18 protein-coding genes are annotated in these 16,849 nt (G+C 52.4%); 7 read left to right on the top strand and 11 right to left on the bottom strand.

Features of this window, described 5'->3' with window-relative positions:
* Positions 1-18: 18 nt before the first annotated feature.
* The 7 genes from SE15_RS05575 to SE15_RS05545 form a co-directional block, all read right to left on the bottom strand.
* Positions 19-531 carry a TlpA family protein disulfide reductase gene (locus SE15_RS05575; protein WP_054521097.1) on the bottom strand — a complete coding sequence of 171 codons (513 nt, stop codon included), beginning with the start codon at positions 529-531 and terminating at the stop codon, positions 19-21.
* Positions 528-1,247 carry a cytochrome c biogenesis CcdA family protein gene (locus SE15_RS05570; RefSeq protein WP_054521096.1) on the bottom strand — a complete coding sequence of 240 codons (720 nt, stop codon included), beginning with the start codon at positions 1,245-1,247 and terminating at the stop codon, positions 528-530. The genes SE15_RS05575 and SE15_RS05570 overlap by 4 nt, the downstream gene beginning before the upstream one ends.
* A 34-nt stretch (positions 1,248-1,281) precedes the next feature.
* Positions 1,282-2,397 (bottom strand): L,D-transpeptidase, encoded by a 1,116-nt coding sequence (locus tag SE15_RS05565; protein WP_054521095.1) that lies wholly within the window; start codon positions 2,395-2,397, stop codon positions 1,282-1,284.
* Positions 2,398-2,463: 66 nt separating this feature from the next.
* A complete protein-coding gene (gene hutH / locus SE15_RS05560; RefSeq protein WP_054521094.1) occupies positions 2,464-3,996 on the bottom strand; it encodes a histidine ammonia-lyase in 1,533 nt (510 codons plus the stop codon).
* 7 nt (positions 3,997-4,003) lie between these two features.
* Complete coding sequence (locus SE15_RS05555) at positions 4,004-4,714, bottom strand: diacylglycerol/polyprenol kinase family protein (RefSeq protein WP_054521093.1); 711 nt, start codon at positions 4,712-4,714, stop codon at positions 4,004-4,006.
* 21 nt (positions 4,715-4,735) lie between these two features.
* Positions 4,736-5,194 (bottom strand): SsrA-binding protein SmpB, encoded by a 459-nt coding sequence (gene smpB, locus SE15_RS05550; RefSeq protein ID WP_054521092.1) that lies wholly within the window; start codon positions 5,192-5,194, stop codon positions 4,736-4,738.
* Between the two features lie 18 nt (positions 5,195-5,212).
* Complete coding sequence (locus SE15_RS05545) at positions 5,213-6,487, bottom strand: MFS transporter (RefSeq protein WP_054521091.1); 1,275 nt, start codon at positions 6,485-6,487, stop codon at positions 5,213-5,215.
* A 166-nt stretch (positions 6,488-6,653) separates the two neighbouring features.
* Between SE15_RS05545 and SE15_RS05540 the strand changes: the two genes are divergently transcribed.
* The 3 genes from SE15_RS05540 to SE15_RS05530 are packed head-to-tail and all read left to right on the top strand — an operon-like array spanning position 6,654 to position 8,462.
* The gene (locus tag SE15_RS05540; RefSeq protein WP_054521090.1) at positions 6,654-7,571 is read left to right on the top strand and encodes a patatin-like phospholipase family protein; all 918 of its coding nucleotides are present in this window, start codon (positions 6,654-6,656) and stop codon (positions 7,569-7,571) included.
* An 8-nt stretch (positions 7,572-7,579) separates the two neighbouring features.
* Entirely contained in the window at positions 7,580-7,801 is a 222-nt protein-coding gene (locus SE15_RS05535) for a hypothetical protein (protein WP_054521089.1), read from the top strand.
* The gene (locus tag SE15_RS05530) at positions 7,788-8,462 is read left to right on the top strand and encodes an alpha/beta hydrolase (protein ID WP_083461723.1); all 675 of its coding nucleotides are present in this window, start codon (positions 7,788-7,790) and stop codon (positions 8,460-8,462) included. The genes SE15_RS05535 and SE15_RS05530 overlap by 14 nt, the downstream gene beginning before the upstream one ends.
* Positions 8,463-8,474: 12 nt before the next feature.
* On the opposite strand, the gene SE15_RS05525 is transcribed toward SE15_RS05530, so the two are convergent.
* A complete protein-coding gene (locus SE15_RS05525) occupies positions 8,475-9,101 on the bottom strand; it encodes an SH3 domain-containing protein (RefSeq protein ID WP_054521087.1) in 627 nt (208 codons plus the stop codon).
* A 58-nt stretch (positions 9,102-9,159) separates the two neighbouring features.
* On the opposite strand from SE15_RS05525, the gene SE15_RS14600 reads away from it, so the two are divergent.
* Positions 9,160-9,753, top strand: coding sequence for a zinc ribbon domain-containing protein (locus SE15_RS14600; RefSeq protein ID WP_054521086.1), 594 nt, complete (start codon positions 9,160-9,162; stop codon positions 9,751-9,753).
* 3 nt (positions 9,754-9,756) lie between these two features.
* On the opposite strand, the gene zwf is transcribed toward SE15_RS14600, so the two are convergent.
* Positions 9,757-11,256, bottom strand: coding sequence for a glucose-6-phosphate dehydrogenase (gene zwf, locus SE15_RS05515; RefSeq protein WP_054521085.1), 1,500 nt, complete (start codon positions 11,254-11,256; stop codon positions 9,757-9,759).
* A gap of 100 nt (positions 11,257-11,356) precedes the next feature.
* Here zwf and SE15_RS05510 point away from each other — a divergent pair, with 100 nt between their 5' ends.
* The 3 genes from SE15_RS05510 to SE15_RS05500 are packed head-to-tail and all read left to right on the top strand — an operon-like array spanning position 11,357 to position 13,892.
* Positions 11,357-12,358 (top strand): P1 family peptidase, encoded by a 1,002-nt coding sequence (locus SE15_RS05510; protein ID WP_054521084.1) that lies wholly within the window; start codon positions 11,357-11,359, stop codon positions 12,356-12,358.
* A gap of 21 nt (positions 12,359-12,379) precedes the next feature.
* Complete coding sequence (locus SE15_RS05505) at positions 12,380-13,036, top strand: nitroreductase family protein (protein WP_054521083.1); 657 nt, start codon at positions 12,380-12,382, stop codon at positions 13,034-13,036.
* Position 13,037: 1 nt separating this feature from the next.
* Positions 13,038-13,892 (top strand): sulfurtransferase, encoded by an 855-nt coding sequence (locus SE15_RS05500; RefSeq protein ID WP_054521082.1) that lies wholly within the window; start codon positions 13,038-13,040, stop codon positions 13,890-13,892.
* 49 nt (positions 13,893-13,941) lie between these two features.
* On the opposite strand, the gene SE15_RS05495 is transcribed toward SE15_RS05500, so the two are convergent.
* Complete coding sequence (locus SE15_RS05495; protein ID WP_054521081.1) at positions 13,942-14,994, bottom strand: 2-oxoacid:ferredoxin oxidoreductase subunit beta; 1,053 nt, start codon at positions 14,992-14,994, stop codon at positions 13,942-13,944.
* Complete coding sequence (locus SE15_RS05490; RefSeq protein ID WP_054521080.1) at positions 14,988-16,841, bottom strand: 2-oxoacid:acceptor oxidoreductase subunit alpha; 1,854 nt, start codon at positions 16,839-16,841, stop codon at positions 14,988-14,990. The genes SE15_RS05495 and SE15_RS05490 overlap by 7 nt, the downstream gene beginning before the upstream one ends.
* Positions 16,842-16,849 lie beyond the last annotated feature (8 nt).

Below are 16,849 nucleotides of genomic sequence, written 5' to 3'. Positions count from 1 at the left end.
GCGCAACTCCTAATACCTTTATAAGTAATTCGCTAACGTCTCTGGCGTCAACTGCCCCAAATGATAGGCAACAAGAATTCCTTCCTGATTGACAAATAAGGTCAGCGGATAACCCGACACCTGATAGAGATCATTCACTTTTCCGTCTTCGTCCAGCAAAATAGGAAAAGAAATTTCAAAGTTCTGAACAAAGCTCAATACTTTCGGGCGTGTTTCGGCATAGTTGATTCCTACAACATAAATCTCGCCTGCACGGGTCTCGTAAAGACGCTGCAACAAAGGCATCTCCTCTCGACAGGGAGGACACCAGGATGCCCAAAAATTCAATACCAGCGGGCGCCCTTCATAATCCGCATTGGTTTTCACTTTACCATCTAAAGCAACCAACTTAAAATCCGGGATAGGTTGTCCAACTTCAACTCCGGCTGACCGACCAACAGCGCCCAGGAGAAGGTGAATTCCTAACCACAAGCCCAGAAGAAGAGCCACCCCCAAAAACAAGATCAAAGGGTAATATAAAACTCGCTTCACAGCCCCAAATCCACAAAGAAACCGAATTGAGCCAACTGGTTAAAAATGCCCAAAAAGAGCAAAATTCCCACCCCAATCATCACAACCCCCATAGCGACCTCTGCATAGTGCATCATCTTGCGGTAGCGGCGCAAAATAGTAACGACCCACCCAATGCCCAAGGCCGCTGCCAGGAACGGGATTGCCAAACCCAGCGAGTACATTCCCAGTAAAAACAGTCCGTTGGAGACTGAGCCCTGATTAATCGCCAGTGTAAGTATCATACCCAAAACAGGCCCAATACAAGGTGACCAACCCGCCGAGAAGGAAATCCCCAGAAGGGCCGAGGAAAGCAAACTCCGCCGCCGGTCCAGTTCCGTCCGCGGCCGAAGATCGTATTCCAACCATTGGATTCGCACTAGCCCTGTCATGTGGAGCCCTAGGAGCACCACGATAATTCCCCCCAGGCGCGCAATCCAGACTCGCAAATCATATAACACACTACCTATTGCAGAGAGGGCTAAGCCCAAGGTGAGAAATACCAGGCTAAACCCCAAAACAAATGCTACCCCATGAAGAAACGTCTCCAGACGATTGGGGTCCCCCTCCTGTTGCAAGCGGGCAATGGATCGCCCACTTAAATAACCCACATACGCTGGAATTAGCCCAAATACACACGGCGAAAGAAACGAAGCCAAACCCGCTAAGAACGCTAAACCTGCACTGACATTTGCCATGTAAAAACCCTCAAATTAACAGAGATAATGACTCCTAAGCTTCGATGACCTGAACAATCGTTCCGCCCGGCATGCTGACGGTCACATCTCCCGGATCATAAGGAACGACGGGTTGGGTCCAGCGAAAGATAAATTTCGCGTCCTCTGGCGCGCAATTAACGCAACCGTGAGAACGCGGAGTCCCGAAGTCGTTATGCCAGAAAGTTGAATGAATAGCCACTCCCTCCCCCGTGAAGAGAGTGGTCCAAGCAACTCCTGGTAAATCGTAACCGGTACCGGTCTGTCCACCACTCATGTGAATTGAGATGGCTTTACGCCAGATTGGATGTGGCCCAATCGGCGTACCCCACTTTTCCACCAGATTTCCCGCTGCATCCCACTTTGCCCCCGAAGAAATCTGACAGGCGTAAACCTCCGTCTTGCCCTCATAGCAATAGAGCATTTGACGTGTTGGTGTAACATCCACAACTACGCGTTTATCTTCAACCTCAGGGTTAATGGGTACTATTTCTTCAGGAGTGAGGGGACGGAAAGCCTCCGCTGCCGCCCAAAAGATATCTCCCGGTCCGTACCGCTCATTGATGCGATAAAGCACCTGGCCTTGCGAATTAGTCGTGATGCCGTCCACCCACAAAATCTGACTGTAATACAAGCGGGGGATTAAACCATGTTCTACCACATACTTCAGCCAGGGAGAAACAGGCTCTCGATTCTCCAGGAATATTTGCACATGCGGTACGGTGACCTCGACCCACATTCCCTTACCAAGGCTGGTCACCGGCAGTTCCTTAACTGGTTCATTCGGTAAATTGCGCACTGGCTGGACGCTTGGAGCATAAATATAACCATCCGGGGTTTCCACCCATCGGCGACTCTGTCGTCCAGCGGGTACTTCGCCTACCACTTCACGCAACCAAACCACCACGGCATCCTCATAGAGAATCCCCACCGAAGGGCTATCCGCCGATGGGCGAGCCCGAATATCAACTTTACCCACACAAATTCGCCCCAGGCGCTCTGCATCCGGCCAGTCTGCTACCAATTGCTTCCACTCCACCCATGGCCGTAAAGCCACAGTCCCCAAGGTTAAAACCCCCAGTTTTAAAAACTCGCGCCGTGTTATAGGACGGTACCAGAAATTCATGCCCATAAAGATACCCCAGCCCGAAGGTTTTGTCAAACCCTCAACATTAATCGGAGACTAGAAGTAGGAAAACTAAATTTGAGCAAATAGTCCTTCCTGAACCATCATCCGCACAGTTTCGATTTCCGGCCCCCACCAGGCGTCTCCGGCCTGATATGGCACCCGTTCGCGCAAAAGTCTGTAAGCCTCATATGTGCCTTGGCCCAAACGGGCATCCGGGTACTGACGTAAGCGCAAGTCAAGCGCCCGGCCAGCCGTATAGAGCTCAATCGCAATCACATGGGCCGTGTTAAGGACAATTTGCCGAGCATGACGAGCCGCCGTCATGGCATTTGCGTTGTGATCCTCCTGCTCGCCAGAGGTGGGAAGCGAATGCACGCTATCAGGATGCGCCAGAGTCTGGTTTTCAAGCACCAAAGAAGCCGCTGTGTATTGAGGCATCATCAACCCCGAATTTAACCCAGCGGCATCAGGAAAATCCACCAGCATAGGTGGAAGTCCGCCATTAAGTTTGCCATCTGTGAGTCGAAAGATGCGACGTTCCGCAATGGCAGCCACCTCTGCTACCGCAATACCCAAAAAATCCATGGCCATGCCAACAGGTTCACCGTGAAAATTTCCTCCTGACAAAACCGCTCCACCTTCAAACAAAAGCGGGTTGTCTGTTGCAGCATTGATTTCCCGCTCAATAATCTGGGTCACAAAATTAAAGGCGTCCCACGCTGCTCCTTGGACCTGGGGGGCACAACGCAGAGAATAGGCATCCTGAACACGCTGAGCGCGCCCCAGAAGGGTGGAGCCGTGGGTTAGCCGACGTACATGCTCGGCCACACGTACCTGGCCAGGATGTCCCCGGGCAGCCTGGATCCGGGCGTCAAAGGCCTCAATACACCCCATAATGGCCTCCAGGGTCATCGCCAGGGTTACTTCGGCCGTACGCAATAAAGTCTCTGTATCATGCAAGACCAGCGCACCAATGGCAGCCGAAAAGGTGGCCCCATTGTTAATTGCCAATCCCTCTTTCGCTCCCAAGATCAGACGCTTGATACCCGCTGCCTGCATGGCATCTTTGCCCCGCATGATCTGCCCCTGATAAGAAGCCCATCCCGAGTCTTCCCAGCGATCATCAGCATCGGTCGTAAAAACCAGAGCCAGATGAGAAAGCAGAGCCAAATCCCCAGAAGATCCCAGAGAGCCCTGTTCCGGCACAATGGGGGTAACACCATGATTAAGCATATCCAGTAATGTTTGGACCACCTCAAGCCGCACTCCGGAGTGTCCCCGCGCTAAAGTGTTGGCTCGAATCAACATCGCCGCGCGTACGATATCCTCAGGGAGAGGTGATCCTGTAGCGACCGCATGGCTGAGAATCAAATTGCGGCTCAGCCGGTCCCTGGCCTCAGGCTTGATACGACGCTCCGCAAAGATTCCAAACCCCGTGTTAATCCCATAGACCGGTTTGTCATCTTGTAGAATCTGTTCCAGCCACCGATGGGAACGCCGGATTGCTTCCCTCCCTTCTGCAGAAAGAGATACCGGCTCTTTGTGGCGGGCCACAGCGACCACATCGTCAATGCTTAGATGATGACCATCAATTTCGATCATGCAAACCTCAACCCAATAGGAAATGGCCTGCCAGGATCGCCGCTGCAGGTACGGTGAGATTATCCAGGTCAGAGAGTGGCAGCGACTCCACCACTGCCGCCAAAGTGGCAATGGTAAAAAGCGGACCCAACAAGATGGAAAGCGGCGCCCGAATCGCGCCCACCAGGATGAAAATTCCTAATACGAGTGCGGCCATGATCCAGCCCCCCAGCAGCATGGCCAGCGAACCAGCCACAGTCTTTCCCCTCGACCAGGGCAACGATGGACTTGGTATCCTCTTGCCAAGTACATCAGCCAGTCCATCACCCCCACATAGCAGCATCAAAGCAATTAAACCAATTGGTGAATCATGCCAGTAGACAAGCGTGAGAAGGACAAATACAATTCCATAAAAGAGCGGCCCGCGCAGGATTTCGCTTGCCCGTCCATGACGTGTCATAGCCATGACTGCAGCCTCATCCTTGATCACCCCTAGACCAATTAGCAAAAATTGCAGAGTTATCCCCAGAGGTACCAGAGCTGCCCAAAAGCGGGCTGAAAAGGTATCCTCAAGGAACAGCCAACATAAGACGAAAATGGGCCCAGTACCAATATGAATAACTTTTCGGCTCAGAGGGCCACTGATCCATCGCCGGGCGGCTACCCAGTCATTCAAGCGAAGCCACGCCCACGCCAATCCAAAAGTTACCAGGAACGCCAGAAAATTGCTGGGCAACATGACCGATGACGGATGAACAGGCTAAAATCGGTAACGGCGGCTTTCCTCGCGTGATAACTCCCGCTCTTCATCTCGTTTGGCAATCTCATGGCGCTTATCATATAACTTCTTTCCCTTGGCAACCGCAATCTCCACTTTTGCCAGCCCATCTTTCAGATACATCTGGACCGGCACAATCGTGACCCCCTTTTGACGCACCGCATTCCAAAGTTCCAGAATCTCGCGCCGATGCAAGAGCAAGCGCCGAGGTCGCTTGGGATCGTGATTAAAACAGCTGGCCTTATCATAAGGAGCAATGTGGGCGTTAACCAGCCACGCTTCGCGTCCATCCACCTGGACATAGGAATCCGTCAAACTAACCTGGCCCGCCCGCACCGATTTTATCTCGCTCCCTTGCAGGGCAATACCGGCTTCATAGCGGTCCAGCAAAAAATATTCAAATTTAGCCTTACGATTGGTCGCTACGACTTTAATGCTCATAATTGCATTTTAACACATCTAACCCCAACGCATGATGAGCCACCCCATCACGAACCGCACCCCAGCCAGAATCAGAAGTGCCAACGACAGTCCAAGCCACTGTCCAATCAGGGGGCCCGCCAGCGATCCCAGAAGAACGCCCGCATTTGCCACCACATTGAACCAGGCCAACGACGGCCCTCGCGACTCTTCAGGTACTCGTTCAAGCAGATAATTGAAAAGGGCTCCACCCGCCAGCGACCAGGCTGTTCCACCGAGCAAATTGGCCAACAAATACACTGCTGGAGAATGCGCAATGCTCAACAATGCTGGAAAAGCGCTGAGTAAAACCAGCCCCAAGCCAGTGGTTTTACGGTTCCCCAACCGACGGGTGATTTGCACCAACTGGGTCGAGCCCACAAACACCGCCAGAAAGAAGAGAGCATTTCCCCAACTAATATACTGATCAGAGATTCCCAATGCGTTAACCGTATAAACCGGGAAGAGAGGGACCGGGAGATATTGGGCCAAGTGAAATCCCAACATGATCAACAGGATGTAACGGAATGGTGAACGTAAAAGTTCAAAGTGAAAAACTCGCCGGTAGTCCGATACAATCCCCAAAAGAGCAGTCGCTAATGGCTGAGAGGCTCCTTGGGACGGAATAGCCCCCGCTTCTCTCAATGGAGGGCGAATCAGGTATAAATGGACGGTGCTCATCCCCGCACCAATGACCCCGATTAAGAACACCCCTACGTAACCGGTCGGGAACGGCACAACGCTTAGGATATAACCACATAGGAGGGAAGTAAGGATGGTGACTACAGCAAACGCTGCATTACGCATCCCGGTAACCCAAGCGCGCCACTCTGCCGGCACCACTTCCACGAAAAGGGCGTTAAAACTTACCGAAAGCGCCGCCCCAGGGATATAGAAAAGAAAAACGGCTGCAATCAATACTTTAACCTGGAGAGAAGCCGGTCCCCAAAGAGGTAACAATGCAAGCGCAACGAAAAACGAGCGGTGCAGGATGGCTGTGCGTATCAGCATGGAATGAACTGGGCGCTTTTCTAGCAAGGCACCCGTAGGTAATGAGAATAACAGAGTCATGATTGCAGGGGCTGCATTAATCCAACCGATTTGTTCTGGCGAAGCCCCAGCCCGTGCGGCATAGATGGTGAGAAACGAAAGGGAACTTCCGTTTAGCGCACCATACCAGGCTATATCCGCCACTAAATGGATAAAGTTGTGGCGGTGCTCTGGAGGTAGTGCGCCAGGCTTGAACCAGCGAGAAATGAGGGATCGAATCATCATTACCTTACTCAACTCAATATTCCAGGATCAACCCCTCAATTCTAATCGCAATCGTTTTTTTCATCCGCGGATTTCTTTCCCCTCTTCTCCACGCACGCCCCCAATACTCGGATTATAATGAATCCGGTACAACGATACCTTCTCAGAGACGTAGGGAGGAGCAAGCATGACCGAGGTTGCGTTGGCGTTAGGCGGCGGTGGGGTGAAAGGAATCGCCCATTTGGGGGTTATCCAGCGCCTTGAAAAAGAGGGGATCAAGATTAAAGCCATTGCAGGTACCAGTGCTGGCGGGGTTGTTGGTGCCTTATTTGCAGCTGGTTATTCCGTGTCTCAGCTTTCTGACGCGTTGGAAGAACTCAATCGCATCAATTATTTTGTTCGACGACCACAGGATGGGCCTTCCCTTCTGGGGTTGGGACAGGTTGTACCTTTTCTGGAACGCTTCCTGGCCGGCCTGACATTTGACCGCCTGCTTATTCCCTTTGCCTGTACTGCTGTGGATCTCCATACCAAGCAGGAATATGTGTTAAATCGGGGATCTGTGTTGGATGCCATCCTGGCGACAATCGCCATTCCCGGCATCTTCCCTCCCCAGAAGATCGGCCAGGCAGAACTGGTTGACGGGGGCGTGCTTGATCCCGTGCCCGTGGCGGTAGCCCGCTGGCTAGCCCCTAAATTACCTGTGATCGCCGTGTGTCTTTCCCCCGTCCCCGAAAAGTGGCAGGAATTACCCGATTTCAACCCTATCCCCACGCCCCCCATCCTTCCTCCTCTTCTAAGTCAGATCTCCAACCTGCGCATCAGTCAAGCATTTCGTATTTACATCCAATCCATTGATATTACCTCACGCATGTTAGCAGAACTTCGCATGCAGGTTGAAAAACCCGATGTTATTCTGCGCCCCGATGTTAATCAATTTGGCATACTGGACAAAGTAGACCCTCAAGTCCTCATCCAGTCAGGCGAACAATCAGTCGAAGAGGCATTGGAAGCTATCCACCATGCTTTGTCCTGGCCGCAGGGTCTGCTCCGCCGCTTTCAAAGCCCACCCCCTCCCGAATCCATCCGCCCCTTGGAAGAGTAGACCCCGCTATGCGTGATCTGCGTCAATACGCCCGTCAGACCACATTTCGGTTGATCGTTGGTAGCCTGCTTATTCTCTTCATAATCGGCCTGGGACTGGTTGCCTGGTTGTATGGGTTACCCGCAGCAGGTCTTGGTTTACTTTGCCTGCTGAGCGCTTTATTGCCCATTGGATTGATTCTTCTCACCCTGGCCCTATGGGATTGGATTGTAAAACATGGTCGCTCTTGAACATGCCCAGACACATCTCTTTGATCGTCGTCCTATAACAGTCGTTCGACCTACTTCCGAAGATCCGCAGGCACCGCCTCTTATTGCGTTGCATGGATGGACCGGCGACGAACATTCAATGGAAATCTTTATCCGCCGTATGGCCCCCAATCGCTGGATTTTTGCGCCCCAAGCCCCCTACACTGCCGAACCGGGGGGATACGCCTGGGTACCCCCTACTCCCGAACGACCTGCTCCTTGGGAAACCTTTGCTCAATCTGCACTAAAGCTAAAAGACGATATGGTCGAGTGGCTGACTAGCTTTTCTTTACCTGCGATCCCAGTAGATCTCATGGGATTCAGCCAGGGAGCAGCCATGGCACTCACCTTTACTCTTCTGTTTCCCGAACGAGTTAATCGGCTGGTGATACTTGCGGGTTTCTTACCCAAAGGGGGGAAGAAGGCTTTGCGCCCCGGATTGCTCTCAGGGAAAGCCTGCTTTCTCGCCCACGGATACAATGATGAAATTGTCCCGTTGGAGCGAGCCAAGGAGTGCATCGAAGCACTCGAGACAACTGGCGCTAAGGTTACAACCTGTCTGGATAATGTGGGGCATCGGGTCAGCGCCCGCTGCCTGCACGCTATGTTAGAGTTTTTGGGTTTTAATGCCCAGGGTGTCTGATCGTCTTATCCTCTAGCGCCCTTGGAGGAAAGCAAAAATTCCAACCAGGATTCCCACGGAGAGCAGAACAATAATCACCAACCCCGCTGGCACCCCAGCGGCGCCGCTCGGTGCACTGGCATCGGTGAAAGTGGGGACCACCAAAGAAGGGGCCGGCGTGAAAGTGGGCAGACGTGTGGGCTGGGGGGTAAAGACAAACTGAGCGGCCAGAGTGGGGTCAATGGTTGGCGTGGTTTGTGGGGTTACCGTGGGGGGCGGCTCCACAATCGGTAATTCAGCTCCTGGTGTTACATCCACCCGAGCCGCATAAACCCAACCCACCCCACCCGGTACCCCGGGGTATTCAATCATGATCCATTCCCCCCCTGGAGAGCGTCCTTTTGCGGGCACTTTTTGCCCCAAAAGCAAAACCCCTATGCGCGGATAAACCCCACCCGGACCGGATCGCACATTGACGAAATCCTCACCCAATCCGGCCTTAACTGTGACCATGGGACCGCTAGGGGTACTGGTCACCGTCGGAATATCCACTGTGGGAATTTGTGCCCGAGCATCTGAATCCGAAAAGAGCGGCTGAACAAATAAGAGCCCTACGATTACCAACAGGGCCACTAACACCCAGAAACGTTTCAAGGTCATTATGCTCCTTCCCAAACTGGAACCCAAATGATTTGATCCAGATTATAATCAATTCACCATGGAACAACGCATCTATTATGGGCCAATCACTCCTGAAGACCTCGCCAATGCGCTAACCGCACGGTTTAATCGCGGTGGGTTTCGGGTCACCCAGATTGGCAGTGGCCCTAAAATTGCCCTGCAGATTTGCACCCGTGAAGACATATCTTCCGGAGGGAAAACTGCCGTGGGCATTAGTCTGCAGAGAACTCCCAAGGGCCTTATTGTGCAGGTGGGAGAACAGGCTCTTTGGAATGTAGCCGCCAGTTTGGGGGTCACCATGCTCAGTTTGCTTCGTAATCCCTGGCAGTTGCTCGATCGTATGGACGATTTGGCTCAGGATATCGAATCACTCCAATTGACCCGCGAGATTTGGGAAACCATTGATGCCACAGCCCGCCTATATGGGGCTGGAGAAAGGATCTCCCAGGCCCTTGGTCGCCTTGTATGTGAATACTGCCGGACTCCAAATACGCCTGACCACTCTCACTGCGTGGCCTGTGGTGCGCCTTTACCAGGCACCTTTTCTCCCGTTTGCCCTAACTGCGGTGCAACCCTTCCGGCTCACGCCAACCGTTGCTCTCAATGTGGGACGCAACTCCCTGCCGCTTAGTCCTTATACCAGATTTCGCCACGCCCGGCCATCCTGTCGAATAAAATCATCGGCACCTGGTGGTCCCCATGTTCCTGACTCATAGACGGGCAGGTTGCGCACCGGATATTCTTGCCATGCCTTCAGAATTTCTGACGTGAACGACCATTGCGCCAGCACCTCATCCGAGCGAGTAAACAGTGTGGCATCTCCCAGCAGAGCATCCAGAAGAAGCCGCTCATACGCCTCCGGTGGTTGCACACCGAAAGTTTCCTGGTAACTGAATTCCAGTTTGACCGGCGTGATCTGGTTTACTGGACCCGGTGCTTTGGCACCGAATTCAAGTGCAATGCCCTCGTTGGGCTGCAAGCGTAAAACCAGAGCATTGGGGGCTTCACCGGCTACGTTGTGCCAGTTGAAAAGCGAGAGGGGCATCTGACGGAACTGAATGACAACCTCAGTGCAACGTACTGGCAAGCGCTTACCCGAGCGCAGATAAAAAGGCACACCCGCCCAGCGCCAGTTATCCACAAAAAGACGCACGGCTAGAAAAGTTTCGGTGACCGAATTTGCCGGTACCCCCGGTTCGTCTTTGTAACCAGGCACGCGTTGTCCCTCAATAAACCCCGAAACATACTGAGCCCGAAACGTGTTCGCCAACGCCTCTTTGCCTCGCAGTGGACGTAAGGCTTTCAACACTTTGACCTTCTCATCACGAACCGCATCCGCATTAAAGGCCCAAGGAGCTTCCATGGCCGTTAAGGCGAGCAACTGGAGCAAGTGATTTTGGAACATATCCCGGATTACACCCGCACGGTCGTAATAACCGGCTCGTGTGCCAATTCCGTCAGTTTCAGCGACAGTAATTTGTACGTGATCTACATACTTGTGGTTCCACAAAGGCTCAAAGATGGCATTGGCAAAGCGCAAAACCAGAATGTTCTGGACAGTTTCCTTACCAAGATAATGATCAATCCGATACACTTGCTTCTCTGAAAAGACGCTATGCACCTCAGCCTCTAAAGCCTGAGCCGACTCCAGATCATTCCCATAGGGTTTTTCGATCACAATGCGTGTCCAGCCGTTCCCTCGCTTGTTCAGGCGCACCTCCCCAATGCGTTGCACAATGGTTACGTACTCTTCGGGAGGAGTGGCCAAGTAATATAACACGTGATCCACACGCAGGGATTTGAGCATTGTTGCCAGGCGATGATATCCTTCTAAATCCTCAAAGGTTGAACGGATATAATAAGCATTTGCCAGCAAGCGCTCTAGAGTTGGCATGCTAATCGGTTTTGTGCGAGCATGCTCCAGAACCGCCTGGCGCAGGGTCTCTCGCAAGAACTCATCACTCCAATCCCGCCGAGCAAACCCAAGGATATACAGGGGTTGAGGCAGGCGCCCGCTGATTGCCAGTTCATAGAGCGCTGGAATTAACTTACGCCGTGTAAGATCACCCGTTACCCCAAAGACTACAAAAGCAATGACCCCATTACCTGTCTCCTCATTACGCGCCGGTACCATGATTTACCTCCAAACAAGGTTGCTCTGCCGCTCAGGATGGTGCCTGGGCTGTTATAATGGATTATGAGTTATAACCCCAAATTATAGTGCAAGAATGACAATGTCGAGCAATTTTCACCAATCCATTACGGATGTACCCGGTATCCTGGTAGGACACGCTCAGCATGAAGAAGCCTTAACCGGATGCACGGTTGTCTTATGCCCTAAAGGAGCCACGGCAGGAGTTGACCAGCGAGGGGGCGCTCCGGGTACCCGCGAAACCGATCTTCTTCGACCAGTCCATCTGGTTGAAAAAGTCCATGCCATTGTCCTTGCCGGGGGCTCAGCATTTGGCCTGGACGCCGCCAGTGGAGTAATGCGTTACCTTGAGGAACGAAATATTGGCTTCGATGTGGGGGTTACCCATGTGCCCATCGTCCCCTCTGCCATCCTCTTCGATCTGGATGTAGGCGACCCGAGAGTTCGCCCGGATGCTACCATGGGTTATCAGGCATGTTTGAATGCCACGACTCCCAATACCGCGCAGGGCAACGTGGGAGCGGGCATGGGAGCTACGGTGGGAAAAATTCTGGGAATCAAACAGGCAATGAAATCTGGGCTGGGAACAGCCAGTATTAGCATTGGCAATGGCGTTGTCGTCGGAGCCCTCGTGGCGGTTAATGCCTTGGGAGATGTAGTGGATCCTCGCAGTGGAAAAATCCTGGCGGGAGCACGTCCGCTTCAGATAGGCCCCAAACGCATTGGCGAAACCGAGAAGTTTGCCAACACATTATTTGTAATGCGCAGTCTGGTTGGGCGCTCAGCCTTGCGCTTCGCCACACGCCGGAACACGGTTATTGGGGTTGTAGCCACCAACGCCCGGTTGAACAGAGAACAAATTACCCGCGTGGCTCAAATGGCCCAGGACGGCCTGGCTCAAACAATCCGACCTGCCCATACGATGTTAGATGGGGATACCATTTTTGCACTTGCTACTGGTGAGCGAAATGCTGATGTTAACATAGTAGGAGCCTTTGCTGCCCAGGTCATGGCAGAGGCCATTATAAACGCCGTTCACTTTGCCGAACCAGCGGCAGGGCTACCCACAGCAACAACCTGGTAAACGCGCAAGAGGGTGAAACTCATGGAAACTTTTCAGCCTTCAACCAACCTTCATCCACTGATAGCCCAACGTCGTTCATCTCGTTTGATGGACCCCCAACGCCCCGTAGAGATCTGGAAAATTCGACTTTTGCTGGAAGCGGCGCGCTCCGCCCCTTCCAGCAATAACTTGCAGCCCTGGCGTTACCTCGTATTTGATGAGCGAGATCCTGAGGCGCTCCAAAAGGCACGAGAATGCCTGACTCCTGGTAACCAGAGATGGGCTAACCGTGCCCCGGTGCTAATTCTGGCTATTGCTGAAGAAATTCGTCCTGACGGCCATCCCAATCCAAAAGCATTGCATGATCTCGGTTTGGCAAATGAAAACCTCATACTTCAGGCTATCGCACTGGGCTTGAATGTGCGCCCTATGGGTGGCTTTGATGCCGATAAAGCACGTCATGCATTTAACATTCCTACCGGGTATACCCCGGTGATTATGCTGGCTATTGGCTATCCTGCCGAAAATTTGGAAGGGATACCTGAGGATATACTGGAAAAAGAACAATCTCCACGCCTGCGGCTCCCCCTTGCGGCTATCGCTTTTGAGGGCACGTGGGGGCAACCTTTCTCACAACTGGAAATGACTCCTTCCTCACCTTTCACAAATCCTATCCCTACTGAAAATCGGGGGTGCTAACATGGCCTACACCACCCTAATCTCCCCTCAGGATCTAAACCTTCACCTGCATCGTTCGGATTGGATCATTGTAGATTGCCGCTTTGACCTGGCACAACCCGAGTGGGGATTCCGCTCCTATCAAGAAAACCACATCCCCGGCGCCGTCTATGCGGACCTGGATCGCGACCTCTCTGCCCCACGTACACCCCAAACTGGGCGACATCCCCTGCCCTCTGCCACTGAATTTTTGAAACGGCTGTGCCGTTGGGGCATTGATCCTAATAAACAAGTGGTTGTCTACGATACCGTTGGAGGGGCTTTCGCGGCTCGTTTATGGTGGATGCTACGACTCTATCATCACGAAGCCGTGGCTGTATTGGATGGCGGTTTTGATCACTGGGTACGCTTGGGTTATCCAACGGAAAGCGGCATCCACACCAATCCACCCACGGTGAAGATTAACACCCAACCGGATCTCCATTGGGTAGTCACCACCGCAGAGATTGAGCAGCACATTAGGCAACCCCGCTTCCTCTTGATTGATGCCCGTGCCCCAGAGCGCTATCGGGGAGAAATTGAGCCCATTGACCCGGTTGCCGGTCACATCCCGGGTGCGGTAAACCGTTTTCACCAAAATAATCTGAACCCAGATGGTACATTTAAGTCCCCCGATCGGCTACGGCAAGAATTTACCGATCTTCTTCAAGGCACCCCACCTGATGATGTGGTGGTATATTGTGGCTCTGGAGTCACTTCCTGTCATCATTTGTTAGCCATGGAAATTGCTGGCTTAAGGGGTGCTCGCCTGTATGTAGGCTCCTGGAGCGAATGGATTCGCGACCCCTCTCATCCCATCGCAACTGCAAGCAAATAAGCCCTGGGATACCCCAGGGCTTGTTTTAATGATAACCACGTTGAGTTGCCTAAACCCCAAAGGTTTGATTAATCTGCTTCAGCGATTCACGCGGCGGGCGTAAACGATCTCCGGTCAGACGATTTAGCGGTTCCTCGGGGAGATCATAAGCATCAAAAATGGTTGGGGCATTCGGGTTGACATAAATGATCCCAGTAACCAGCCAGTTATTTTGTTTGGCTTCCTCAAGCACCCGAAGAGCCTCGAAGAGATTAGTGGGATCATAATCGTGATCCAGTTTCTTGAGCATGATCACCGACCCGTCATGAAGCTGGACCTCACGCACGGTTCCCTCTTCGAAATCCTCAATGTAAATTTCTTCGCGCGGCGGTACAAAGGTGATATCGTGCAGGGGCATTTCGTGGTCCTTGCCCCATGCATAAGAGTGAAGCGAATTCTCCTGATTGTGAAAGGTAACGCAGGGACTGATAATGTCAATAACCGCAATGCCACGATGACTGAAGGCCGCTTTGAGAATCTCCTTGACTTGCTTAGGGTCGCCTGCGAATGAACGGGCAACGAAAGTCGCATTAGCCACCAGGGCTTCAAGACAGATGTCTATCGGCATATACGGGTTAATTCCCTGGCGCTTGAGACTCAGCCCCTTTTCGGCAGTGGCAGAAAACTGTCCCTTGGTCAACCCATAAACACCATTATTTTCCACAATGTAGACCATGGGGAGATTGCGACGCACCAGGTGCTTGAATTGTCCCATCCCGATACTGGCTGTATCGCCATCGCCGCTAACCCCAATCCCCTTTAGGCTCATATCGGCAAAGAGCGCCCCGAGAGCCAGTGAGGGCATGCGACCGTGCAAACCATTAAACCCAAACGAACGGTTAAGGAAGTAAGTGGGGCTTTTACTGGAACAGCCAATGCCACTGAACTTAACCACCTTTTCAGGTACCACGTCTAATTCATACATTGCACTGATAATTTGGTTGGCAATCGCATTGTGTCCACACCCCTGACACAGTGTGCTGGGTAGCCCCCTATAATCCGAACGAGTTAGCCCAACGCGATTGACCTGCGCTTTTGGCGAAGACGTTTCTTGGGTTACCATTGTAAACCCTCCAAAGTCGCAATTCGTTCAACAACCCAGCGTGCTGTCAGCGGCAACCCGTCCACATGCGCCACTGAATGTAAGCGGGTGGCATATTCCGGGTAGGCCATAGCCAGCAACTGGCGCATCTGTCCATCTCGATTAAGTTCCACAACGTAAATGCGCTCATGGCTGCGCAAAAATTCATCCACCTCATCGGTAAACGGCAAAGCGCGTAAACGCAGAAAATCGGTCCCTATCCCTTTCTCCAGGAGAAGATCACGAGCCTCTTGAATTGCTGGCTCGGTGGATCCATAGGCAATGATGCCAATTTGAGCGTTAGGATGGTTTTGAAGTATTGGTTTCGGGACCAGAGTACGCGCATTTTCCATTTTTCGCGCAATGCGATTCAGATTTCGCTCCCAAACTTCTGGTTCTTCGCTATAACGGGCGAATTCGTCATGGCCAGTACCCCGTGCAAAATAAGCACTCCGCGGATGGGTGTTGCCTGGCAAAGTGCGATAGGGAATTCCATCCCCATCCACATCTAAATAGCGCCCCCATTGCCCCTGATGCTCTGCCAGGAAGCGATCCAGATCCTCTTCCCACAACACCTTACCCCGATCCATTGGAGCATTCGGATACTCAAAAGGTGCCCCAATATGCATGTTCATACCCAAATCAAGATCCGAGAGGACCAGCACTGGGGTTTGCAATCGTTCTGCTATATCAAACGCCCGCCAACCCATCTCAAAACATTCGTTAACGTTACCTGGAAGCAAGATCACGTATTGGGTATCCCCATGACCAAGGAAATAGGCAAAGGTCAGATCCCCCTGGGCTGTTCGGGTGGGCAAACCGGTGCTTGGGCCCACCCGTTGCACATCCCAGATGACCACCGGCACCTCAGCAAAATACGCTAATCCAAGATACTCAGCCATCAGACTAAAGCCAGGCCCTGAGGTTGAAGCCATCGCACGCAAACCCGCCCAGCCAGCCCCAATGGCCATCCCCGCCGCCGCTAATTCATCTTCGGCCTGAATAATCGCAAAAGTATGCTTTCCGGTAATGGGGTCTTTGCGCAATTCGGGGGCGTATTCCCCCAGTGCCTCGGCAAAAGAGGAGGCCGGTGTAATAGGATACCAGGCCGCCAGTTGAAAACCGCCATAAATCGCCCCCAAGGCCCCGGCGGTGTTTCCATCAATCAAGATGCGGTCATCTGGTGCCGGCATCGGCTCCACACGATACGGATCCCGCTTTTCAAGGTTAGCCGCCGCCCAATCCGCTGCCGCCTTGATGATGGCCCAGTTTGAGTCAATTGCCTTCTGTTTGCCTTTAAAATGCACAGCAAGCGCCCGCTGAATAACCTGCAAATCAATATTCAGCATTTGTGCCACAATACCCACATAAACCATGTTAGCCACGTAATCGCGCAGGTTCGCCGGGACATCTGCCTGGCGAACGATTTGCTTGACCGGCATTGGGTAGGTCACAATATCATCACGCGGAATATTCATCTTGATACTATCGTCATAAAAAAGAACCCCGCCAGGTATCAGGTAATTCAAATCTTGTAAAAACGTGGCGGGGTTCATCGCAACTATGATGTCATCCGTCTCAATCCTACCCAAGTAGCCCTTACGGCTGAGACGGATGGAGTACCACGTTGGCAACCCTTGAATATTCGAGGGAAAGATATTTTTTCCAGAAACAGGAATCCCCATGGTGAACAGGGCACGCAAAAGAATCCCGTTCGACGTAGCACTACCCGATCCATTAACTGTGGCTACTGTGATGCAAAAGTCATTGACAATGGGCGAACGAACTGCATGCTCTTTCAGAGGAGGGGAAATTTGCGGAGATAGCATACGTTACC

Source organism: Thermanaerothrix daxensis (assembly GCF_001306145.1).
Lineage (GTDB): Bacteria > Chloroflexota > Anaerolineae > Anaerolineales > Anaerolineaceae > Thermanaerothrix > Thermanaerothrix daxensis.
Note: the sequence above shows the minus strand (reverse complement) of the source record. Positions and strands in the feature narration are given on the sequence as shown.